The organism is Gymnodinialimonas phycosphaerae (assembly GCF_019195455.1).
Classification (GTDB): domain Bacteria; phylum Pseudomonadota; class Alphaproteobacteria; order Rhodobacterales; family Rhodobacteraceae; genus Gymnodinialimonas; species Gymnodinialimonas phycosphaerae.
In genome coordinates this window covers 757,993-778,822 of sequence record NZ_JAIMBW010000001.1, presented here as the reverse complement: position 1 = coordinate 778,822, position 20,830 = coordinate 757,993, and the positions used below count along the sequence as shown (strand labels likewise).

Genomic DNA, 20,830 nt, shown 5'->3' with positions numbered 1-20,830 from the left:
GTGCACTACGATCCCAATTCCGAGGCCTGCCCCCTCCCGTTCTCGCCGTTCAAGAGCTGCACGGTGCCGCGCCCGATCGGCTGGCTGTCCACCATCAGTGCTGACGGCGTGCACAACCTCGCGCCTTACAGCCAATGGCAGAACCTGACCTTCGACCCGCCCATGGTGATGTTCGCCGCCAACCAACTGGCGGACGGGCGACGCAAGGACACGGTCATCAACGCCGAGCAGACGGGCTGGTTCGTCTGGAACATGGCCACCTATGACCTGCGCGAGGCGGTCAATACCTCGGCCATGGAACTGCCGCCCGGCGAGGATGAGTTCGAGCGCGCGGGCGTCACCAAAGCCGCTTGCGTCGACGCCCCCGGCGCGCGGGTGGCGGAAAGCCCCTGCCATTTCGAATGCAAGTACCTGTCCACCCACCGCCTGCCCGGCAACAGCCCCGTTGGCAGCATCGATGTGGTCTACGGACAGGTCATGCGCATCCATGTGGCGGATGACGTCCTGCTGCCCAGCGGCAAGATCGATATCGCGAAGATCCAGCCTATCGCCCGCATGGGCTACTACGATTACGCCCGCATCAGCGAGGTGTTCGAAATGCGCATCCCAAGCGCAAGCGGGGCCGCGGAAGACGGCCTTGAAGGCAAACCAACCCTCCCCAAGACCAACAAGGAGAAGTAGACATGGACAGACGGAAATTCATCGCCGCAGGCGGCGTCGGCGTTGCGGCGACCGCGCTTGCGGCACCCGCAATTGCGCAAGATGTGCGCAATTGGAAACTGGTCTCGGCGTGGCCGCGCAACCTGCCCGGGCCCGGTGTCGCCGCCCAAACGCTGGCCGACCGGATCACCACGCTGTCGGGTGGGCGGATCAATGTCACGCTCTATCCCGCCGGTGAAATCGTGCCCGGAAATGGCGTGTTTGACGCCGTCTCCGAGGGCACGGCGGAACTCTACCACGCGGTTCCCGCCTACTGGGGCTCGAAATCCCGCGGCATTCTGCTGTTCGGCTCGCAACCCTTCGGCCTGCGCGCGGATGAACAATACGGCTGGATGTATCACGGTGGCGGACAGGCGCTTTACGATGAGATGTACGGCCGTTTCGGCATCAAGCCGTTCCTGTGCGGCAACTCCGGCCCGCAATGGGCAGGCTGGTTCAAGAACGAGATCAACTCGGTCGAAGACCTGCGCGGATTGCGCTTCCGCACCACTGGCATCGCCTCGCAAATGGCGGCGCGCCTTGGCATGGCCGCCGAGGCGATGAGCGGCCCCGCGATGTTCCAGGCCCTGCAAACCGGCGCGCTGGATGCGGGCGAGTTCATTGGGCCGTGGACCGACTCTGCGCTTGGCTACTATCAGGTCGCGCCCTACTACTACTGGCCCGGCGTGGGCGAGCCGTCCTCGGCCGAGGAATGCGGCATCAATGCCGAGGTCTACGCAGAGCTGCCCGATGACCTCAAAGAAGTTGTCACCCAAGCCTGCCAAGGCCTCTATAACCCGGTGTGGACGGAATACATGACCAACCATGCGCGGTCGCTGCAAACGCTGGTGTCCGAGCATGACGTGCAGGTCCGTCGCCTGCCCGACGACGTGATCGCCGCCATGGGCGTTGCGGCGCAAGAGGTCATGGAAGACTACCTTGCAGATGATGACGAGTTGGTCGTGCGCATCACCGAAAGCTTCATCGCCTACCGCGATCTGGTGGGGGGCTACATGTCCTATGCTGACAACGGCCAGATGAACGCCCGCGCGGGTGTCTTCGGGTACTGAGACCACAGCGGTGCGCGGCACAGATCGCCGCGCACCGCGCCTTTCTTGGGATTGGGGACGGGGATGCTTGCACTCGCCAACGGGATCGACCGGATCAACCGCGCCATAGCTGCTGGGGTCAAATGGCTCGCGCTGATCATGGTAATGGTGCAGTTCTGCATCGTCATCGGGCGCTACGTCTTTGGCTACAATTCCATCGCGGCGCAGGAAAGCGTGCTTTACATGCATGCGACCCTGTTCATGCTGGGGGCGGGCTACACGCTGCTGGTCGACAAGCACGTGCGGGTGGATGTGTTCTATGCCAGGGCCAGCCCGGCCGTGCGCCGCCGGATCGATATCTTCGGCCACCTTTTCCTGCTGTTTCCCTCGATGATCGCCCTGCTCTACTGGTCCTGGCCGTCGGTCAGAAACTCTTGGCGGATCCTGGAGGGTGCGATTTCCGTCGGCGGGATCGAGGCGGTTTTCCTGCTGAAAAGCCTGATCCCCGCCTTCTGCGTCCTGATCCTTCTGCAATCGGCGGCGCTTCTGGTGCGCCTGTTGCACGCAAAGAGCGCGCCATGACGCAATATCTTGACCTGATCATGTTCGCCGCCCTGATGATCGCGGTCCTCTCGGGCTTTCCGGTTTCCTTTTCCATCGCCGGTGTGGCGGTGGCCTTCGCCTATCTGGGCTGGACGCTGGGGGTGATGGATGTCTCGCTACTTGGGGCGCTGGGGCAACGGGCCTACGGGTTGATCGGCAACCAGGTCCTGATCGCCATCCCCGTTTTCGTGCTGATGGGCGCGATCCTGGAAAAGAGCAAGATCGCTGAAGAGCTGCTGGATACCATGGGCCGCAGCTTTGGCCAATTGCGCGGCGGCTTGGGTATTTCGGTGGTGCTGGTGGGCGCGCTTCTGGCGGCCTCGACCGGGATTGTCGGGGCGACGGTCGTGGCGATGGGGATGATCGCACTGCCCACGATGTTGCGCGCGGGTTACAACCCCTCGGTCGCGTCCGGCATCGTGTGCACCTCGGGCACGCTGGGGCAGATCATCCCGCCCTCCACCTTGCTGATCATCCTGGCAGACGTGATGTCCAATGCCTTCCAGCAGGCCCAGTACGAACAGGGCCGCTTCTCGGTCGAAGCGCTGTCGGTGGGCCAGTTCTTCGCCGCCGCGATGGTCCCCGGCCTGCTGCTGGTGACGCTATACCTCTTGTATATCCTGATCCGGGGCACCTTGCGGCCCGGCGACATGCCCCCCGCCCAGATCGGGCTTGCGCGGCCCGACACCCGCGAGGTCATGGCCGCCATCTTGCCGCCGGTCCTGCTGATCTTCGCCGTTCTCGGCGCGATCCTTGGCGGCGTTGCCACCCCGACAGAGGCGGCTTCCGTGGGTGCCATCGGCGCGCTCTTGATGGCCGGGCGCCGGATCGGGATCAATCCCAAGCTGATCGTGCTGGGGGCCGCCGCGCTGATCTTGCTTGGTATCCTGGCGGGCAGCTACCCCGTGCGGCTGCAACGCAACGACATCGGGCCATTCGAATGGAGCGTCGGTGCGTTCTACGGCTTGTTGGCGCTTGTCGGCCTTGGCGCGGTCTTTCTGGCCCTGCGCGCGACGATCCGCGAGCGGATCATCCATGACGCGCTGACCTCCACCCTGACCATGACGGCGATGATCTTCGCCACCATCCTTGCGGCGGGCTTCTTCTCACTCGTGTTCATCGGCCTTGGCGGGGAAGAGCGTGTCGCCCGCCTGCTGGAAAGCATGCCGGGCGGGCCCACCGGCGCGTTGGTCTTCGTGATGCTGATCGTCTTCGTCCTTGGCTTCTTCCTCGATTTCATCGAGATCTCGGTGATCGTCCTGCCGCTTGTGGCCCCGACCCTGATCATCATGGGCCACGATCCGATCTGGTTGGGCGTGCTTCTGGCAATCAACCTGCAAACCAGCTTTTTGACCCCGCCGTTCGGCTTTTCGCTGTTCTACCTGCGCGCCGCCGCGCCGCCAGAGATCACGACGGGGCATATCTACCAAGGCGTCGTGCCCTTCATCGGTTTGCAAGCGGTGGGCATCTTCCTGATCTGGGCCTTGCCCTTCCTTGCCACCTGGCTGCCCGGCGTGCTTTTCTGAGGCGCACGGCGGTGACGGGGCACGCTAGGCCTCCGGGGCCTTCCAGCCCATCGCCCGGCTGATCATCTGCGCCGTCGCCAAGACCTCTCGTTCGACGGCGGCAGGGACATAGTCGGTCTGTTTCGTGGCACTGATCGCGGCCACGATATCGCCGGACATGTCGAAGATCGGGGCGGCGACACTGCACAATCCACTCTCGAAGCTGCCGTTGTGAATGACCGTGGGGCGGACGCGGTCCTCTTGCCATGCCGCCAGCGCCTTCTCGATCGCCGATTTGGGCTGGCCCGCCAGCAAGCGGCGGATCTCGGGCTCGGTCTTCTGGGTCAGTAGCACCCGACCCATGGCCGTAAGCGTGGCCGGCAAGCGGCTGCCCACATGCACAAGCGAGGATAGCCCGTCGGACGCCGGCAGACGAATCAAATAGAGGATATGCCGACCGTCCAAAACACCCAGATGGCCAGACCAATCCTGCCCGTCGCGCAACGCCTCAAGCGGTTTCTGCGCCACTTCCAGCAACTCGCGGCTGGCCAGGTAGCCGTAGCTGACGCGCAGAACTGCCGGGCCGAGGCGAAAGTGATTGCCGTCGCGCACCGGCAACAGAAACCCCTCCTCTACCAGAGTATGCACTGTGCGAAACACGGCAGAGCGCGTGATTCCAAGGGTTTGCGCCAGTTGCGCCATCGTCTGCTCGGGCCGCTGCGGGGTGAAGGCCTGCAACAGCGTCAACCCGCGCACCAGCGCGGGGACGGAATAGGGGTCTTTGTCGCTCATGGTGCCTCCGGGTGCGTTTCACGGGTAAAACGCAATCTTCCCAACGAAACCCCTTGCCCTAGTCTGGGGTCAAGCAAAAACCTTCACGCAAATCGATACCGGGAGCCTCGCCATGAACATCGCCGCCAATCCTCAAGCCAGCCTTGCAGACCAGATGAAGGCCCACACCGGGCGCTTCGTCGACAAGACCTTCGATTGGAAAGCGTTTCCATCCAACGTGGGCTTCGAGGAACTTTCCCGCGCTCAGATGCGCTATATCGGTGCCGGCGGCTCACCCAAGGTGGGTGATCCCTCGACCCTGAAGGCCGACAACTTCACCCTCAGCCTGATCTACAAGGAACCGGGCCATTACGCCGCCTGCCACAGCCACGAGATCGAAGAGAGTTTCCTGATCATCTCGGGCGCGCTGATCGTCGGCTGGGAAAAGCACGGTGAGGTGGTGGAGGTGAACCTTGGCCCAAAGGACATGATCCTGAACGCCCGCGAAATCGGCCACGGCTTCCGCGTCGACGGGGTCGAGCCGGTGATAATGTCGATCTCGGTCGATGTGGGCAAACCGTTGCCCCCCGTCTACCACTACCACCCCAAGGAGCATCCGGCCGAACTCGCCCGTACCTTCGGAGCGGAGCCCGGCAACACCATGCCGTTTGATCGCAATGGCGAGCATGAAATCCAGAAGCTGATGGCCGATTACGTCGTGCGCAACACCGAGTTGCCGACGATCTGGGAAGACGCAGGCTTCACACGCAAGGTCTACGTCGGCGACGCGCCGGGCGCGGTGAAACACGACAGCACCCGCAAGGAGATGTGGGGCCTGCCCATGGGCGCGAAATTGGCGCCGTTCACCCGCACGGTCGAGGATGCGTATCTGTGCCTAGAAGGCAGCATCGAGGTCGTCTGGGTCGCCGAGGATGGCACGGAATCCAGCGTGGAACTTGGCCCCCGTGATCTGATCAAGACGCCCGCCGGTCAGGCCCACTACCTGCGCAACCCCGGCGTCGGCCCCGCGACCGTCTGGACCGTCATTGGCACCTCCGGCGACGACGGCGCCGTTTACAAGAAAGGGTGATCGTGATGAGCAACGCCACACGCCCCGATGCGTTCAAGGAAATGATGGCCGCCGCCCGCGCGGCGGGCCGTCCGGAACTGGCCCATCAGGGCCGGGGTCGTCCGCTGAGCCCGGCAGAGGATGCCTTTGCCGACGCGCTGATGGAGATATACGGTGAGGGAACTGTCGGAGAGGCGGCCTTGGCCGACGCTTTGGCCGCACGGGGCATCATCCGGCCGTCCAGCGGCACAGTCGACTGGACGGCTGACACGCTGGCCGCAGAGCTACAGGCGATCAACGCCGATCTGGACGCGGCCTATCTTGAAAACGGCTTCGGGGCCTGAGGGGAGGACACCATGGCAATATCAGCAGAAATGAGGGCCCGGATCGAGGCCCGCGTGAACGAGGGCGTCCGGGATCAGTGGTATCCCGTCGCCAAATCGGTCGAAGTCCGCAACGACCGCCCCTTCGGCGTCGTGGCGCTTGGCCAGAAGCTGGTCATGTGGCGCACGTCCGACGGTAGCATCAAGTGTATCGAGGATTTTTGTCCCCACCGTGGCGCGCCGCTTAGCTACGGCGAGATCCATGGCGAGAATATCGGCTGTCGCTACCACGGCGTTGTCGTGGACGGCACCGGCACCGTGCAACAGGTCCCCGCCATGCCCGATTGCCCAATGGAAGGCCGAAAGGCCCTGCGCTCGTATCACGTTGCCGAGCACAGCGATGCGGTCTTCGTCTTCATGTCCTCTGACGAGGCGACAGAGCCGCCGGAACTACCCCTCTCGCCCGAATTGACGGACCCCGACTGGGCCGGGTTCCTGTGCACCGCCGTGTGGGACGTGAACTACCGCTACGCGCTCGATAACCTCGCCGATCCGATGCATGGCTGCTACCTGCACGCCGAAAGCTTCACGCTGGCCTTCGGATCGAAACAAGACCTGCTGGAGTTGGACAACCGCGACGATGGCTTCCGCGTGGCCCGCGTGGGCCAGACGGGCGAAAACTTCGACTGGGTGGAATTTGAAACACCCGAAGGCGGCATGTATTGCCACCTCGACATCCCCTACCCTGCTTCTGCCGGACCCGGCGGCAATATGCGGATCGTGGGCTACGTGCTGCCCATGGGCCCGCAACGCTGCAAGGTGTTTTTCTGGCGGATGCGCAAGGTGCAGGGGTTCGAGCGCGACAGTTGGCGGTTCCTGTTCCGCGCCCGGCTGGAGGAACGGCACTGGAACGTGCTGGAGCAGGACCGTGTCATGCTGGAAGGCATGGATGACGATGCCCGAAAGCGCGAGATGCTCTATCAGCATGACATCGGTTTGGCGCATTTGCGCCGGGCACTGAACCGCATGGCCCGCGCGCAAATCGAGGCCGAAGACGCGGCGTCAGCCGACGGCGTGGCCGCTCAATGAGCTCTGCCAACGGGCTTGAGGGGCGTCACCTCCTGCTGACCGGGGCCGCGCGCGGCCTCGGCGCGGTCATCGCGCGGCATCTGGCAGAAGCGGGCGCGCAGCTGACTCTTGCGGATATTCTGGAGGAGGAAGGCCGCGCGGTAGCCGCTGATCTGGGTGCGGCCTTTCACGCCCTCGACCTGCGCGACCCCGACAGCGTCGCCGCCCTTGGGACGGCGCTGGACGGCCCCCTGCACGGGCTCTTCAACAACGGCGCGATTGCCACGGGCATTGGTGGCATCGGCTTTGAAGACGTCGATATCGAGACCTGGGACCGGGTGATCGAAGTCAACGTGCGCGGCACCTGGCTGATGACCCGAGCTTGTGCCCCAGCCCTGCGCGCGTCCGGCTCGGGGCGGATCGTCAACGTGGCCTCCGACACCGCCCTTTGGGGCGCCCCCAATTTGATGAGTTACGTGGCCTCGAAGGGCGCCGTGATGTCGATGACGCGGTCATTGGCCCGCGAATTGGGGCCGGACGGCATCGGCGTGACCGCCATCGCGCCGGGCATCCTGACGACTGAAAGCACGGAATACGTCCCACAAGCGCGCCACGACCAATATGGCACGGGCCGTGCCGTGCCCGGCCCGCAGCCGCCCGAGGATGTGGCCGGAACCGTGGCCTTCCTGCTCAGCGAGCCCGCGTTGACGCTGACGGGTCAGGTCCTGCCGGTCAACCGGGGCTTCGTGTTCACGTGACCGACGCGGAACTTCTCACCGAGCTACAGCGCCCCTGGCGGCATGGAGAGCACATTGACGCGCGGGGGATCGTATTGAACGATCCGCTGGTGCTTGACGGGTTGGAGGTGCGCGGGTTCGATCTGTCAGGCGCTGTGCTGAACGGCGGGTTAAGCGCACGCGGCACGCGGTTTCGCGGGCTGGCGTGGCTGCGACAGGCAACGGTCCGCGGCGCGTGTGACTTCAGCGGCGCGCGTTTCCGCACGGACCTGCGCGCTGACGGGTTGGTCGCGGGCGATGTCCTTCTGGACGGATGCGAGTTGCAGGGCGTTTTGTCCCTTGCAGAGGCAAAGCTTGGATCCTTGTCACTGAGGCATGCCTTGATGATGGCGAACGTAACGCTGGAGGGCGCAAGGATCGACGGGCGGGTCGATGTGTCGGATACCGAATTCCTGGGCGGGTTCTGGACCGCCGGTGCCAGGATCGGGGCACTGAACCACCTGGAGGCCGAGATATCGGGGCGCCTGCGCCTGCCTCACTGACGGAAATGCGCCGCCTCTGACAAGGCCTTGAGCCTGCCATAGAACCCGTCGACCTTCTCTTGCGCGGTCGCGCGCATCTCGGCGTGGCGCGCCGACGCATCGCCGGTCGCCTCTTGCGCCCCGGCCTCGCCAACGGCACGGGAGACATCCTGCACGAAGGCGCAGACGGGCAAGCGCGCCTGCCCGAAGGATGTCAGCGCTTCTTCCAGCGTCTCATGGGCTGCCAAGGCCTCAGCCAGAACCACCGCGTCCTGCATCGCCATCGCGCCGCCCTGTCCCATGAACGGGGTGGAGGCATGGGCCGCGTCGCCGATCAACTGCACCCGCCCCCGGTGCCATGGCAACGGCAGGACGACCTCTTCCACCGCCGTGTAGAGCACTTCGGTTTGCGCACTCAATTCCGCCAAAAACGGCGCGGCAGGGCCCGCAAATTCCGCGAAGCGTCCGGCCATGATCCGGGGCCAATCGGCGGGGGCGTAGTAGCTGTCCTTGGGCTCGGCCACGGTGCCGAACGTATAGAGGAGATCGTCACTGATCGGCATGATCCCGAAACGCTTGGCGGGACCCATCATCATGATCTTGTCGCGCAACGCGTCAGGTCGCCGATGCACCGCTCGCCACACGCCGACCCCGGTGTAGCGCGGCGCCACGTCAATGCCGATCATCGCGCGGGTGGCGGACCGCAGGCCGTCGGCGGCCACCACCAGATCGGCCTGCACCGTCGTTCCATCCGACAATGTTACAGTGATACCGTCCGCCGTTTCGTCCAGCGCCGCGACCGTCGTCCCCAACTGCACGGGCACCCCAAGCGCAGTGACGCGCGCCGCCATCACGCGGTGCATCTCGGCCCGCTTGATCCCGAGGATCGCGGGGATGCGGCCTTCATCGGCAGTGGGATAGATCGTCTCGACAATCGGCTGGCCCGTGTGGTCGTAGTAGGCGTTGCGGCCCTCGGGCACGGCGAATCCCGCCGCAAGCATATCTTCCAGAATCCCAAGTTTCTTGAGGCTTTCCAACCCATTGGCGTAAACAAAAATGCCTGAGCTTTGGAACCGCCACGCGTCCTGCTTCTCGACCACCCGAACCCGGTGGCCCTTCTGCGTCAACGCAATTGCGGCGCAGCAGCCTGCGATACCAGCACCGATGATCAGGATATCCAAAGAGTTTTGCATCATGTCAGGCCTGATGTGTGGAAAGGAGAGAGGTATCGCGCAGGGCGATCATCCGCAGGGCGAGGTGCTGCATCATGTAGGCCTTGCGCGGGGCCGCAGTGGGATCGGCCCAGAGGTTCGTCACCTCGTGCGGATCGGCTTCCAAGTCGTACAACTCGCCCAGGTCGGAGCCTTCGAAAACGCTCAACCGCCAGCGCTCATGCACCAGCGTACGGCTGGCAGTGCAACCGTCGTCACTGGCGAAGGCCAGGCCCGCGTCCTCGATCAAAACGGGCAGATCGGCGGCATCTTCGGCCAGCAGATCGCGGCCTTGCATGCCAATGGGACACTTGATCCCCGCCGCTTGCAGCAGCGTCGGCGCGAAGTCGATGGCGCTGCCTTGCAGCCCGGACACCCCAGCCGTGCGCCGGGGATCGGACCAGATCAGCGGTACGCGGATCAGCCCATGCGTGTGCAGCCCGTGTTTCAGGATCGTGCCATGGTCGCCCATGTAGTCGCCGTGATCGGACATGAAGACGACGATGGTGTTGCCCGCCTTCCCGGTTTCCTCCAGCGCGGCCAATATTCGCCCGACCCAATCATCAACCATGGTGATCGCGCCGTAATTCAGCGCGATCATCTGGCGCGTGGCCTCGGCGTCGCTGTGGAACGGCCAATAGGCGTCGGGCTTTTCTCCGCCGATCTCATAGACACGCTGGATGTGGCGCGGCAGGTCTTTGCGCGCCGACGTCGGCTGATCAAAGCTTTCAGGCAGCGGGATATCCGCCGGGTCATACATGTCGAAGTAGCGCCCGGGCGGCGTGAACGGGTGATGCGGGTCAGGAAAAGAGGCCACCAGCAGGAACGGGTCATCGCTGGGGTCTTGCAGAAAGGCGCAGGCCTCCTGGCCGACGTAGGTCGTCGGGTAGAGGTCTTCGGGCACCGCGGTGCGCCAGATTTGTGGGGCATCCAGATCATTGCCAAGGGACGCGGCGCGGCCCCGCGGATCGGGGGCACCGTCCAAACGGTCCCGCAACCACGCCGAATAATGCCCCTCCACCTGATCGCCATGGCCGATGCAGAGGCGCAAGTGATCGAACCCGTAGTAGGGGCGTGGGACGGCGTGATCGGGGTCTTCGATCCAGTTCTTGCGGATCTCATGGGCGTAGTCGGGCCCACGCCGTTGGCTTCTGCGCGACAGATCGAAGGGGGCCGGCGGTTTCGCGCCCTGCCCCGTTGCCTCTGGTTGCCGCGCGGGCACCGGAGAGACGTTTTGAAAATGCGCCTTGCCCGTCAACCCGGTGCGATAGCCTGACGCGCGCAGCACATCGGCATAGGTCGTGCAATCCAATCCAAGGGGAATACCGTTCTGACGGCACCCGTTGACCGAGGTCACCTGCCCCGTCGCCAGCGCGGCGCGGTTGGGTTGGCAGATGGGGTTGGCGACGTAAAACCTGTCGAACCGCGTGCCGCGTGCGGCCAGCCCATCGATATGGGGCGTTCGAACGATCCCGTTGCCATAGCACCCCAAATGATCGGCGCGTTGCTGATCGGTCATGATGACAAGGAAGTTCGGGCGGGTCATCGGAACATCAGATCGACGGGGAAAGTTACCAGTTCGGGAATGAAGAAGATGAGCAAAATGGCGACGAGATCGAGGATAATGAACGGGATGGCGGATCGGTAGATATCGCCCATCGTCGTGCCTCGGGGCGCCACCGCCTTCATCACGAACAGCGCCGCCCCGAACGGTGGCGAGGTCGCCCCGGTTTCGATCGCGACAAGAAACAGCGCGGCGAACCAGATCAGGTCCATGTTGAACTGCTGCACCACCGGCACGAAGATCGGCAGGGTGATCAGCATGATCGGCAGCGGCCCCATGAACATCCCCATGAACGCCACCAGCATGATCATCATGAAGACAATCGCCTCGTTCGAGATATCGAGGTCAAGGACCGCATCGACCATCCCGTAGGTAGCCCCCGTATAGGCCAACAACTGCGAGAACGTGACCGCACCGGACACGATCAGCAGCACCATGACCGAGATGTTGGCGCTGGAAAACATCGTGTCGCCAAAGACCTTTGGCGTCAGGCGGCGACGCACGGCGGCAAGTGCCAGTGTGGCGAAAGCGCCTGTCGCGGCGGCCTCGCTGGGGGTAGCGATGCCCAGGAAGATCACGCCCACCACCGAAAAGACGATGACCGACAGCGGCACGATGTTCAGGCCCGTGGCCCGCAGTTTTTCTCCCATGCTTACCTTGGGCACATCAAAGGACGGGGCCAGGTGCGGTTGCAGGTGGCAGCGGCCAAGGATGTAGACGACGTAAAGAAGCGCCATCAACAGGCCCGGCACGATGATCCCGATCAGGATGCGCCCGATGGAGATGTCGCCGATCACCCCCAGAACCACCGCCAGCGACGAGGGTGGGATCATGATCGCCAGCCCCGAAGACCCCAGGATCGGCCCCAGCGACATGGATTTGGCGTAGCCGCGCTTCTCCATCTCGGGCGTGAGGCTTGATCCCAGAAGCGCGATCGACCCCATGGAATTGCCTGTCAACGTGGAGAACAACACGCCCCCGCCCACGGCCATCAGGGCCAGCCGCCCGCGCAGTTTCCCGAACCATTTGTCCAACGTGTCCATCAGATCGATTGCGATGCCGGATCGGAACATCGCCTCGCCCATGATCATGAAAAGCGCGATGGGGATCAGGGTAAAACTGGTGATCGAACCCACGGTGTTGAGGACCAGTTGCTCGATCCCGGAAAAGCCGCCCATCAGGATATAGGCACCCACCAGATTGACCGTCAGGAACGAAAACGCGACCGGCAGGCCCATCATCATCAGGATGAACAACGGGACCAGGATGATGGTGAGTGTATAATACCATTCCATCGCTCAGAGCCTCTCGCCACGAAAGGATCGAACGATCTGGTCGAAGAACTGCACAGCCATCAGGCCCATGCCAAGGGGTAAGGCCGCCGTGATCCACCAGCTTTGCGGACGCATCACCGTCACCTGCCGCACGCCAAGTTCGAATTGTTCAATCACCACACTGACGCCCACAACGGCCAGCACAGCGCAAAGCGCGAAACCGATACTTGCGTTCAAGATTTGAAGCAATAGGCGCGGGCCGCCCGTCAACTTGTCGTAGATCAGGTCCAGCACCACGTGCATGTTCTTTTCAAGCAGGTAAGGCGCGCCAAGGAAGGTGATGAACAAAAGCGAATATTCGCTGACCTCGATCACCCAAAGTTGCGACGCAAAGCCAAAGGCACGCAGGGTCACCTCTAGACAGATGATCACCGCGATCATGAACAAAAGCGCAGCACCGATGATGGCAAGCATCAGGTTCAAGCCGCTGATGACACGCCTTATCTGGGTTAGGATCTGATCCACCTGCTGCCTTCCGCTCTTGCCCGGGGGCGAAGCCGGGACACGCCCGCCTTCGCCGATTTTTCTTTTGCCTTCAGGTTACTGACGGTCGAGCATTTCGCGCAGCTCAGCGGCGACTTCTTCGCCCGCGTTCTCGGCCGTCATGGCCCAAGCGGCGTCCATGGCCATCGTCTCGTAGCGCGCGGCCTCTTCCTCGGGCAGCACAAGGAAGCCGAAACCGGCGGCCTCCTGCGCGGCGCGCTCGGTGGCGATGTCTTCTTCCCAGATGTTGTCCATCCGCGGTGCAAAATCTTCGCGCAGGAAGGTCACGAACCGCTCTTGCAGGTCGGGCGACATCTCGTTGAACAGATCCATGTTCATCAGCACCGGGAAGCCGGCACGGTAGACGCCGGGCTGAATGACGGTGGAGACCAGCCCCTCGAATTGAGCCGCCTGCCCCAGCGGACCTTGCATGAACCCATCGATGGTGCCGCGCTCCAGCGCGGTGTAGATCTCTTGCATCGGCAGCACGATCGGCTCTGCGCCGAGGGCCTGGACCAGCGGCAGAAGCGTCGGGAACACGCGGATGCGCTGGCCTTCAAGGTCAGCCAGGCTGGTGACTTCTTCGCCCATGTAGATCTGGAAGTTTAGCTGCGTGGCGGGAATTTCACCAATGAATGCAAGGTCTTGCTCGGCGTGTAGTTCGGTCATCCGCTCGTGATAATCGGTCGCGGCGATGTCTTCGTAGTTCATGAACGACAGGTTCATGGTGCCGGACGTCGGCACAAGGCCCTGATAGTAGCTGGGGCTGGTGTAGGTCATCCCCATGGCACCGTTGCGCACGCCTTCGGCCTGACCAAAGGGCGGCATGACCTCGGGGCCCCCGCGCCAGGTAATCTCGATCTCGCCCTCGAACATCTCGTTCACTTCCTCGACGAACTGGGCGAAGGGCTGGGTGATGTAGACGGCGCGCGGCGCCAGCGTCACGGCGTTGATCTCGACCGGATCGGCGAGTGCTGGGGCAGCGGCGGCGGCAACGCCGGCCGCAAGCAAGGCGGTGCTAAACACGTGTTTCATGGGAACTCCCGTTAGGTGTGATGTCATGGAGCGGCGTGGTCCAGGCGTTATAGCCATAGACCCAATCCGCATTGCCGGCCTTCTTGAGCCAGTCGTTGGCAAGCGAGCTTTCCTGGACCCGCGCAGTGCGGGGCTTGCGTTCCATCTCATACCGCTGGAGAGCGGTGGTGATGTCGTTGGGGCCTTCTGACAGGGACCGTGCCAGAACGACCCCGTCCTCAATGGCCATGCAGGCGCCTTGGGCCATGAAAGGCACCATGGGATGGGCGGCATCGCCCAGAAGCGTGGCGCGGCCCTTGGCCCATTGCGGCATAGGATCACGCACATGCAGGGCGGACCGCGTGACCTCGTCCAGCGCGTCCAGCAACTTGCGGGCATCGCCGTGGAAGTTGGCATAGGCGTCGCGCAGGTCATCGACGTTGCCGGGCAACGTCCAGCCTTCCTCGGACCAATCGTCCTGCGGCAGGGTCGCAAAGACGAAAATCTCTTTGCCCTGCGTCAACGGGAAGGTCACGATCTGTTTCTCGGACACCTCGCCCCACCATTTGGTGAAGGCGTCCGTATCGGGGATCCCGGCGGCCTTCTCGCGCGCGAACGTGCCGCGATAGGACACCATGCCCGTGTAGCGCGGATGATCCTCGCCCCAAAGCGCTTCTCGCACGACGGAATGGATGCCGTCGGCGCCGACCACCAGGTCGAAGGTTGAACTTGTGCCATCCGCAAAGCCCAAGGTCGCCTGCCCCTCACCCGCTTCAAGCGATGTTGCCGCCATGCCAAGGCGCAACGTGCCTTCGGACACTTGCGCGCGCAGCGCGTCCAACAGATCGGCCCGGTGAATGGTCAGTTGCGGGGCGCCGTACTTCTCTTCCGCCGCAGTGCTCATCGGCAAGCGGGACGTCTCTTCACCGCTGATCCCGTCGCGGCTGATGCGGAATGTCGGGCGGGCGGCACTTTGACGGAGGTAGTCGCCAACGCCCAATTGATCGAGGGCGAAGACGGCGTTCGGCGTCAGGTTAATGTCCGCGCCGACCCGGTTGATCGAGCGCGCCTTTTCGAAAACCTGAACCCTGTGACCCGCACGTTGCAGTGCAATGGCCGCACAAAGCCCGCCGATCCCGCCGCCGCATATGCCGATTGAAAATGCCACTGATAACCTCTCCGGGCTTGCCAAGTGTTCTATTTTGAACTACTTGTTCAAAGATAGGTGAAGACCGCCGGTTCGGTCAATAGTTTTCCGCCACATCAGCCGGGCGCGACTCGATGGACGCCCCCCGGAACGACAGGACTGATCCCAATGGTCGACACGCCATCCCAAGCCAGCTATTCCGTCCCCCCGGTCGAGCGCGCGCTGAAGCTTTTGCACTATATTGGCGAGGGCGAGAGGGCGCGGAACCTGTCCATCGTGGCGCGCGATCTGGGGATCAACCGCACCACCCTGATCCGACTGATCCACACCCTTCTGGACCACCGCATGATCGAAGAATTGCCGGACGGCGCCGGGTATCGCCTGGGGGCCGGGCTGGTCAGCCTTGGGGCATTGGCGATTCAGGGTCGCGATATCGTGCAGCTGTGCCAGCCAATTCTGCGTGAATTGTGTCTTCAAACCGGGATGTCCGCGCATCTGGGCGTCCTGGACGGGCGCGAGATCATTTACCTGGGGCGCGAGGCGCCGAACTCCCATCTGGTCAGCAACGTGCGCACCGGATCGCGCCTGTTGGCCCATGCCTCCTCCATCGGACGCGCGATCCTTGCGGAATACTCCGAGACGCAGTTGCGCCAGATCTTTGAAGGCGATCGGCCCGCACAGGCCACCGACAAGACCCCCCAAACGATCGACGCGATCCTTGCTCAGGCGCGCCACGACAAGGCCGAAGGGTTCGCCTGGAGCCAGGGGAATTTCGAGGCGGGCATCGGATCGTGTGCCGCGGCGGTCTTTGACCACACGGGTCACGTGGTGGGCGGCATCAACGTCTCGGGCCCCGAGGCGCGGTTCTCGGGCCGTGATCCGGCCCTGATCGAGGCGGTCACCTCTGCGGCGCAAGAAGCCTCTGCCGCGCTGGGGTATTCGGCGCGCTAAGGCCATCTGGCCCAGGGGTGCGGATTGCCCGACATGTCTTCGTAGATCGACTTTTGCCGCTGATAGGCGCGCAGTCCCGCGCGCCCTTTCTCTCGGCCCATGCCACTGTCGCCGTCGCCACCGAAGGGCGTCGAGATAGAGAATTGCTTGTAGGTGTTGATCCAGACCGTGCCCGCCTGAATGGCCCGCGCGATACGCTGGCAGCGGCGATGGTCCGTCGACCAAATGCCACAGGCCAGGCCATAATCGTTGTCATTGCCCTGGGCGATGACATCGGCCTCGTCCTCGAAAGGGATCACGACCAGAACGGGGCCAAAAATCTCTTCACGGCAGGTCTGTGCCGTGTTGGCGAGGCCTGCGATGATGGTCGGCATGTAATAGGCGCCCGCTTGCAGGGCCGGGTCTTTGGGCCGTGTCCCGCCGCACAAGATCGTTCCGCCCTCGTCGCGCGCCGTCGCAACGTAGCTCTCCACGCTGTCGCGGTGATCGAGATGAACCAACGAAGAGACCTGCGTCGTGGCCTCGAACGGATGGCCGACGCTCAGTGCCTCCGTGGCCGTCACCAGCCGCTCAACAAAGGCGTCGTAGATGCTGCGCTGCACGAACAGTCGCGAGCCCGCGATGCAGCTTTGGCCGGACGACGAGAAGATGCCGAACAAGATCCCCGCAATCGCCAGATCCACATCGCAATCGTCGAACACGATGGTAGGAGATTTGCCGCCCAACTCCAGCGAGACCGGCATCAGCTTTTCCGCCGCCGCATGGGCCAGCTTGCGGCCCGTCGACGTGCCGCCGGTGAAAGAGACCTTGGCGATATCGCGGTGCTCGACCAGCAGATTGCCAACCTCACGCCCGGAGCCGGGCAGGACCGATAACAGGCCCTGCGGCAGCCCCGCCTCTTCCGCGATGCGCGCCAACTCAAGGCTGACCAGTGGCGACCAACTGGCCGGCTTCAACAAGACCGCATTGCCCGCCGCCAGCGCCGGCGCGACCTTTTGGGCGTCCGAGGCGATGGGCGAATTCCACGGCGTGATCGCCGCGACCAGCCCCAACGGCTCGTGGATTGACGCCGTGGTGTAATCGCCGCGCGGCACTGTCAGCAGGTCGTCCGACGTCTCGGCCACAGCGGCGAAATAGCGGAAGGTGGCCGCAGCGGATGTCGCCAAGGCCCGCGTCTCCGCCAGTGACTTGGAGGTATCGCGGCTTTGCACCCAGCCAATACGCTCGATATTGGAGGCGAGGCCCTCCGAGATGCGGTAAAGGACCGTCGCGCGCTCGTGTGGCTTCAGCGCGCCCCAGGCAGGTTGCGCGTCCCGTGCCCGGGCGATGGCCTGCTCGACGTCGTCCGCTGACGCACCGGAAATCGTGGTGTTCACGCTGCCGTCAGCAGCGAAATGGGACGTGATCGGCGCGCCACGGCCCTTCTGCCAAATACCGCCCACAAAGATCTGATCGTCGCGAAATGTCTGCTCCATGGGGGTCCTCAGATGGCAATTGCGGCGCGGCGGTTCAGGACGGCGCGCGCGATGCTGTATACGGTGGATCGGGAGGTCTTGGGGTTGAGCGGTGACGGCTTTCCAACCAACCTCATAGAAAAATCAAGCGCTTGCGAGGTGACGTTAAAGCTGTGAACATTCTCGGTCGCGCCCGGATCGGCCACGAGGTGGACTGTCGTGGCATCCATCCCAAGCCCCGCCAGCGCCAGCGTCGCAGCGACATTGGCATTCTTGGGATAGCGTTGCGCGGCCTCCCGCGCGGTGCCCTCGAAAAACGTGAACGGAGTGGTCAGCCCGGACAGGTCACAGGCCTCTTCGGCTGGCGTGCCAGCCCACGCGCCGGGCGGCTTTGTTCCGGTATAGCGCACATCGATCAGCCCCGAGAGGCGCGCCGCCCCCAGCGCATCGATCCCGCCAATAGCGCCCGAGGGGACCACGCATTGCGCGCCCGAGCGCCGCGCGGCTTCCTCCAATGAGGCCGCCAAATCAGCATCCGCCAGCGCCCCCACAGAGGCCACGATCAGATCCGTGCCGCTGGCCAAAACACTGGCCCCGAAGGACGCCACCGCGCCATGCCCGGCACATTCGACCACCACGTCGGGGCGCGTCGTCAACAAGGCCGCGATCTCGGATGTCACGCAAGCACGTGTCCCCAAGTCCGACTGCACCTCCACCTCGCGGCCCGGACGCACCAGAACGGTGATCTGTTCGGGCGCGGTGTCTTGCGCACGCAGGATATCGATCAGATCGCGCGCAATCGCGCCGAACCCGATGATCGCCACATGGCCCAGGCTCATGTCTTGCCACCCGCTGCCCCTGCGGGCGGTCCTGCAAAGGATTCCGCGAAGGGGCCGATGGCGACCATGTCGACCTCCACGACGACCGGGCCACTTTGGCCGAGGGTCGCGTCCACGGCCTGCGGAAACTCCTCGATCTGGCTGACACGAACGTGGGGCATGTCGATGGATTGGCACAAAAGCGCAAAATCCGGCGTCTTCAGTTTGGAGTAGTGCCGCCGCCCGTCGTATTGGGCGTCCTGGATGTTTTCGATCACGCCGTAGGCCGCGTCGTTCATCAGCACGAAGGTGATCGGCAGCGCCGCGTCCACTGCCGTAATCAGTTCGGCAATACCAAGCTGCGCGCCGCCGTCGCCCACCAGCGCGATGGTCCGCGCCTCGCATCCCGCCGCAGCACCAACGGCCATTGCAATCCCCTGCCCGATCCCGCCGCCAAGGGCATGGACGCCCAGATGCGGCGCGGCGACTTGCACATAGCGGTTCCCGAATGTGGAATTGGAGATCGTCACGTCGCGCACCCAAGGGTGCTCGCCCTGCGGCACGACAGACAGTAGATGATCCGCGACCACCTGATAGGGCCCGAGCCGGCTACGCAGCGCGCCCTCGGACTTCGCGCGGGCCACGGCGATGTCGTAGTGCAGTTGCGGGTCGGTCGAAAGCGTCTCGGGCAAACGGTCCAGCAACGCCCGCAACGTTCCTGCGGCATCGCCGTGGATGAAGCCATCGACCGGGTAGTTCCGCCCGCCTTGGGTGGGCTCCATGTCGATCTGAAACAGGGGGCGCGGCAGCGGCATCTTGTTGTTGCGCGTCTCATTGCCCCGCAGGCGAGAGCCGACGACGATCATCAGATCGCAGCTTTGATAGATCGCTTCTGCCTCGGGCGTCATGTTGAAGGCCCCCAGCGTGCCCTTGTGGCTTTCGGGAACCACCGCACGCCCTTGGGTGGAACTGACCGCGCCGAAACCGCGTTCGACCAGTTCCAGAGCCTCGATCCCGGCCCCGCGGGCACCACCCCCAAGCCAGATCATCGGCCGTTTCGCGGCTTTCACCCGTTCGGCCAAGGCATCCAGCGCAGCCAATTCCACCGGAGGCAAGGCGGGCTTTGGCGGCGTCAAGGGCAGGCCTGGCACCGCCGGAATACGCTGAACATCAACGGGGATCTCAAGGCTGACCGGTCCCGTGGGCGGGGTCATCGCCGCGCGGATCGCGGCGGACAGTGTGCCCAGAACGCCCATCTCGTCCCAGATGCGGAACACGGCCTTGGAGACGCCGCGCAACATCTCGGGTTGTTTGGGGACGTCATGGATGGCGGCTCGGTCCCGGTCCATGTAGGGGCGGTCGATCTGCGTGGTCAGGTGCAACACCCGACTGCCCGCCGTCAGCGCCTCGGCCTGGGCGCCCGCCGCATTGCCCGCAGCGGTTCCGGTAGACGTCAGCGCCACGCCCAACTGGCCAGACACGCGGCTGAACGCGTCCGCCATATTCATCGCCCCGGCCTCTCCGCGCGCCGGGATGAAGCGAATGCGCCCCTGTTCAGCCACCGCATCGAGGATTGGCATGTTGTGGATCGAGATCACGCCGAACATGGTGGTGACGCCCGCATCTGCAAGCGCTTCGGCAATCTGGTGGCCAACAGTCTGAGGGGCGGTTTGGGACATGATTTGGTCTTTCGTCAGTGTGTACGGAAGCGGGGGTCACGCAAAGCGCGACACGCCGCCCGAGATTTCAAGCTTGGCGCCGGTGATGTAGCTGGCGGCGGGAGAGGCGAGGAAAGCGATGGCGCGGGCGGGTTCTTGCGGCTTGCCAAGGCGGCCCATGGGGATCTTCTTGGTCTTGGCGAGGGCTTTGAACCAATCTTCGCGCGATTGACCCTGATCCTCGCGCGCCTCAAAGCGGCGCTGCCATTGGGCGCTGTCCACAAGGCCCAGAAGGATGGAGTTGACGCGGATGTCGGGGGCCAGTTCGGTGGCCAGCGACTTCAGCAGGTTCTGCACGCCCGCCCGTGCGGCGGAGGTGCAGACCATATGCGGCTCGGGCTGGAGGGCGAGCAGGGAATTCACGGCCACGATGGCGCCTTGGTCACTGTCGCGCAGCATCGCCTCGAACGCGCGGATCGGGTGCAGCTGGCTGAAGAACTTCAATTCCAACTCGTCGCGCCAATCGCTGTCGCTGGTGTCGGCGAAGGTGGAAACACGTCCCTGCCCCGCGTTGGTCACAAGCGCGTCGCAGCCGCCGAAGCTCTGCGCGACCTCTGCCGCAAATGCCGCGACCGCCCCCGCGTCCAGCACCGAGAACGCCCGGCCAAGCAATCGATCCGCCCCGAATTCAGCAGACAGCTCAGCGACCACAGCGTCCAATCGCTCTGCCCCACGGGCGCAAAACGCCACCTTTGCGCCGTCCTCCAGGAAGATGCGCACGGCCGCCAACCCGATTCCCGACGTGCCGCCGGTCACCACGACCACGCGGTCTTGCAGCTCAAGATCCATGT

Annotated in this window: 21 protein-coding genes; 10 read left to right on the top strand and 11 right to left on the bottom strand. The window is 64.0% G+C overall.

Annotated features, from left to right (window positions below):
- The 4 genes from KUL25_RS03880 to KUL25_RS03865 all read left to right on the top strand — a co-directional run bounded on the left by KUL25_RS03880 (position 1) and on the right by KUL25_RS03865 (position 3,877).
- A complete protein-coding gene (locus KUL25_RS03880; RefSeq protein WP_257891732.1) occupies positions 1-681 on the top strand; it encodes a flavin reductase family protein in 681 nt (226 codons plus the stop codon).
- 2 nt (positions 682-683) lie between these two features.
- The gene (locus tag KUL25_RS03875; protein ID WP_257891731.1) at positions 684-1,769 is read left to right on the top strand and encodes a TRAP transporter substrate-binding protein; all 1,086 of its coding nucleotides are present in this window, start codon (positions 684-686) and stop codon (positions 1,767-1,769) included.
- A gap of 63 nt (positions 1,770-1,832) precedes the next feature.
- Positions 1,833-2,330 carry a TRAP transporter small permease subunit gene (locus KUL25_RS03870; RefSeq protein ID WP_257891730.1) on the top strand — a complete coding sequence of 166 codons (498 nt, stop codon included), beginning with the start codon at positions 1,833-1,835 and terminating at the stop codon, positions 2,328-2,330.
- Positions 2,327-3,877 carry a TRAP transporter large permease gene (locus tag KUL25_RS03865; protein ID WP_257891729.1) on the top strand — a complete coding sequence of 517 codons (1,551 nt, stop codon included), beginning with the start codon at positions 2,327-2,329 and terminating at the stop codon, positions 3,875-3,877. The genes KUL25_RS03870 and KUL25_RS03865 overlap by 4 nt, the downstream gene beginning before the upstream one ends.
- A 24-nt stretch (positions 3,878-3,901) precedes the next feature.
- Here KUL25_RS03865 and KUL25_RS03860 read toward each other — a convergent pair whose 3' ends face one another.
- On the bottom strand, positions 3,902-4,648 hold the full coding sequence (locus KUL25_RS03860) for an IclR family transcriptional regulator (protein WP_257891728.1): 747 nt from the start codon (positions 4,646-4,648) through the stop codon (positions 3,902-3,904).
- Between the two features lie 112 nt (positions 4,649-4,760).
- Between KUL25_RS03860 and KUL25_RS03855 the strand changes: the two genes are divergently transcribed.
- The 5 genes from KUL25_RS03855 to KUL25_RS03835 are packed head-to-tail and all read left to right on the top strand — an operon-like array spanning position 4,761 to position 8,366.
- A complete protein-coding gene (locus tag KUL25_RS03855; protein WP_257891727.1) occupies positions 4,761-5,717 on the top strand; it encodes a cupin domain-containing protein in 957 nt (318 codons plus the stop codon).
- Positions 5,718-5,722: 5 nt separating this feature from the next.
- On the top strand, positions 5,723-6,040 hold the full coding sequence (locus KUL25_RS03850; protein WP_257891726.1) for a recombinase-like helix-turn-helix domain-containing protein: 318 nt from the start codon (positions 5,723-5,725) through the stop codon (positions 6,038-6,040).
- A 12-nt stretch (positions 6,041-6,052) separates the two neighbouring features.
- Complete coding sequence (locus KUL25_RS03845) at positions 6,053-7,108, top strand: aromatic ring-hydroxylating oxygenase subunit alpha (RefSeq protein ID WP_257891725.1); 1,056 nt, start codon at positions 6,053-6,055, stop codon at positions 7,106-7,108.
- Positions 7,105-7,845, top strand: coding sequence for an SDR family oxidoreductase (locus KUL25_RS03840; protein ID WP_257891724.1), 741 nt, complete (start codon positions 7,105-7,107; stop codon positions 7,843-7,845). Before KUL25_RS03845 ends, KUL25_RS03840 begins: the two co-directional genes overlap by 4 nt.
- Positions 7,842-8,366: a pentapeptide repeat-containing protein gene (locus KUL25_RS03835; RefSeq protein WP_257891723.1), complete on the top strand. Its 525-nt coding sequence runs from the start codon at positions 7,842-7,844 to the stop codon at positions 8,364-8,366. Before KUL25_RS03840 ends, KUL25_RS03835 begins: the two co-directional genes overlap by 4 nt.
- Here KUL25_RS03835 and KUL25_RS03830 read toward each other — a convergent pair.
- The 6 genes from KUL25_RS03830 to KUL25_RS03805 form a co-directional block, all read right to left on the bottom strand.
- Positions 8,360-9,541, bottom strand: a complete 1,182-nt coding sequence (locus KUL25_RS03830; RefSeq protein ID WP_257891722.1) for an FAD-dependent oxidoreductase — start codon at positions 9,539-9,541, stop codon at positions 8,360-8,362. The genes KUL25_RS03835 and KUL25_RS03830 overlap by 7 nt on opposite strands.
- 1 nt (position 9,542) lies before the next feature.
- Entirely contained in the window at positions 9,543-11,102 is a 1,560-nt protein-coding gene (locus tag KUL25_RS03825; RefSeq protein WP_257891721.1) for a sulfatase family protein, read from the bottom strand.
- Positions 11,099-12,415, bottom strand: a complete 1,317-nt coding sequence (locus KUL25_RS03820; protein ID WP_257891720.1) for a TRAP transporter large permease — start codon at positions 12,413-12,415, stop codon at positions 11,099-11,101. Before KUL25_RS03820 ends, KUL25_RS03825 begins: the two co-directional genes overlap by 4 nt.
- A 3-nt stretch (positions 12,416-12,418) precedes the next feature.
- Complete coding sequence (locus KUL25_RS03815; protein ID WP_257891719.1) at positions 12,419-12,919, bottom strand: TRAP transporter small permease; 501 nt, start codon at positions 12,917-12,919, stop codon at positions 12,419-12,421.
- 75 nt (positions 12,920-12,994) lie between these two features.
- Positions 12,995-13,972: a TRAP transporter substrate-binding protein DctP gene (dctP, locus tag KUL25_RS03810; protein WP_068362069.1), complete on the bottom strand. Its 978-nt coding sequence runs from the start codon at positions 13,970-13,972 to the stop codon at positions 12,995-12,997.
- Entirely contained in the window at positions 13,956-15,119 is a 1,164-nt protein-coding gene (locus KUL25_RS03805) for an FAD-dependent monooxygenase (protein ID WP_257891718.1), read from the bottom strand. Before KUL25_RS03805 ends, dctP begins: the two co-directional genes overlap by 17 nt.
- Before the next feature lie 147 nt (positions 15,120-15,266).
- On the opposite strand from KUL25_RS03805, the gene KUL25_RS03800 reads away from it, so the two are divergent.
- Complete coding sequence (locus tag KUL25_RS03800; RefSeq protein ID WP_257891717.1) at positions 15,267-16,049, top strand: IclR family transcriptional regulator; 783 nt, start codon at positions 15,267-15,269, stop codon at positions 16,047-16,049.
- On the opposite strand, the gene KUL25_RS03795 is transcribed toward KUL25_RS03800, so the two are convergent.
- From KUL25_RS03795 to KUL25_RS03780, 4 genes are read right to left on the bottom strand one after another with little or no spacing between them, the layout of a single operon-like run.
- Positions 16,046-17,524, bottom strand: a complete 1,479-nt coding sequence (locus KUL25_RS03795; protein WP_257891716.1) for an aldehyde dehydrogenase — start codon at positions 17,522-17,524, stop codon at positions 16,046-16,048. The genes KUL25_RS03800 and KUL25_RS03795 overlap by 4 nt on opposite strands.
- An 8-nt stretch (positions 17,525-17,532) precedes the next feature.
- Positions 17,533-18,342: an aspartate dehydrogenase gene (locus KUL25_RS03790; RefSeq protein ID WP_257891715.1), complete on the bottom strand. Its 810-nt coding sequence runs from the start codon at positions 18,340-18,342 to the stop codon at positions 17,533-17,535.
- Positions 18,339-20,000 carry a thiamine pyrophosphate-binding protein gene (locus KUL25_RS03785; protein WP_257891714.1) on the bottom strand — a complete coding sequence of 554 codons (1,662 nt, stop codon included), beginning with the start codon at positions 19,998-20,000 and terminating at the stop codon, positions 18,339-18,341. Before KUL25_RS03785 ends, KUL25_RS03790 begins: the two co-directional genes overlap by 4 nt.
- A 36-nt stretch (positions 20,001-20,036) precedes the next feature.
- Positions 20,037-20,828, bottom strand: a complete 792-nt coding sequence (locus KUL25_RS03780) for an SDR family oxidoreductase (protein ID WP_257891713.1) — start codon at positions 20,826-20,828, stop codon at positions 20,037-20,039.
- Positions 20,829-20,830 lie beyond the last annotated feature (2 nt).

Excerpts from the sequence above, each read along its gene's own strand:
- KUL25_RS03875 (WP_257891731.1), top strand. The coding sequence starts at position 684 with ATGGACAGACGGAAATTCATCGCCGCAGGCGGCGTCGGCGTTGCGGCG.
- KUL25_RS03870 (WP_257891730.1), top strand. The coding sequence starts at position 1,833 with ATGCTTGCACTCGCCAACGGGATCGACCGGATCAACCGCGCCATAGCT.
- KUL25_RS03865 (WP_257891729.1), top strand. The coding sequence starts at position 2,327 with ATGACGCAATATCTTGACCTGATCATGTTCGCCGCCCTGATGATCGCG.
- KUL25_RS03860 (WP_257891728.1), bottom strand. The coding sequence starts at position 4,648 with ATGAGCGACAAAGACCCCTATTCCGTCCCCGCGCTGGTGCGCGGGTTG.
- KUL25_RS03855 (WP_257891727.1), top strand. The coding sequence starts at position 4,761 with ATGAACATCGCCGCCAATCCTCAAGCCAGCCTTGCAGACCAGATGAAG.
- KUL25_RS03850 (WP_257891726.1), top strand. The coding sequence starts at position 5,723 with ATGAGCAACGCCACACGCCCCGATGCGTTCAAGGAAATGATGGCCGCC.
- KUL25_RS03845 (WP_257891725.1), top strand. The coding sequence starts at position 6,053 with ATGGCAATATCAGCAGAAATGAGGGCCCGGATCGAGGCCCGCGTGAAC.
- KUL25_RS03840 (WP_257891724.1), top strand. The coding sequence starts at position 7,105 with ATGAGCTCTGCCAACGGGCTTGAGGGGCGTCACCTCCTGCTGACCGGG.
- KUL25_RS03830 (WP_257891722.1), bottom strand. The coding sequence starts at position 9,541 with ATGATGCAAAACTCTTTGGATATCCTGATCATCGGTGCTGGTATCGCA.
- KUL25_RS03825 (WP_257891721.1), bottom strand. The coding sequence starts at position 11,102 with ATGACCCGCCCGAACTTCCTTGTCATCATGACCGATCAGCAACGCGCC.
- KUL25_RS03820 (WP_257891720.1), bottom strand. The coding sequence starts at position 12,415 with ATGGAATGGTATTATACACTCACCATCATCCTGGTCCCGTTGTTCATC.
- dctP (WP_068362069.1), bottom strand. The coding sequence starts at position 13,972 with ATGAAACACGTGTTTAGCACCGCCTTGCTTGCGGCCGGCGTTGCCGCC.
- KUL25_RS03800 (WP_257891717.1), top strand. The coding sequence starts at position 15,267 with ATGGTCGACACGCCATCCCAAGCCAGCTATTCCGTCCCCCCGGTCGAG.
- KUL25_RS03795 (WP_257891716.1), bottom strand. The coding sequence starts at position 17,524 with ATGGAGCAGACATTTCGCGACGATCAGATCTTTGTGGGCGGTATTTGG.
- KUL25_RS03790 (WP_257891715.1), bottom strand. The coding sequence starts at position 18,342 with ATGAGCCTGGGCCATGTGGCGATCATCGGGTTCGGCGCGATTGCGCGC.
- KUL25_RS03785 (WP_257891714.1), bottom strand. The coding sequence starts at position 20,000 with ATGTCCCAAACCGCCCCTCAGACTGTTGGCCACCAGATTGCCGAAGCG.
- KUL25_RS03780 (WP_257891713.1), bottom strand. The coding sequence starts at position 20,828 with ATGGATCTTGAGCTGCAAGACCGCGTGGTCGTGGTGACCGGCGGCACG.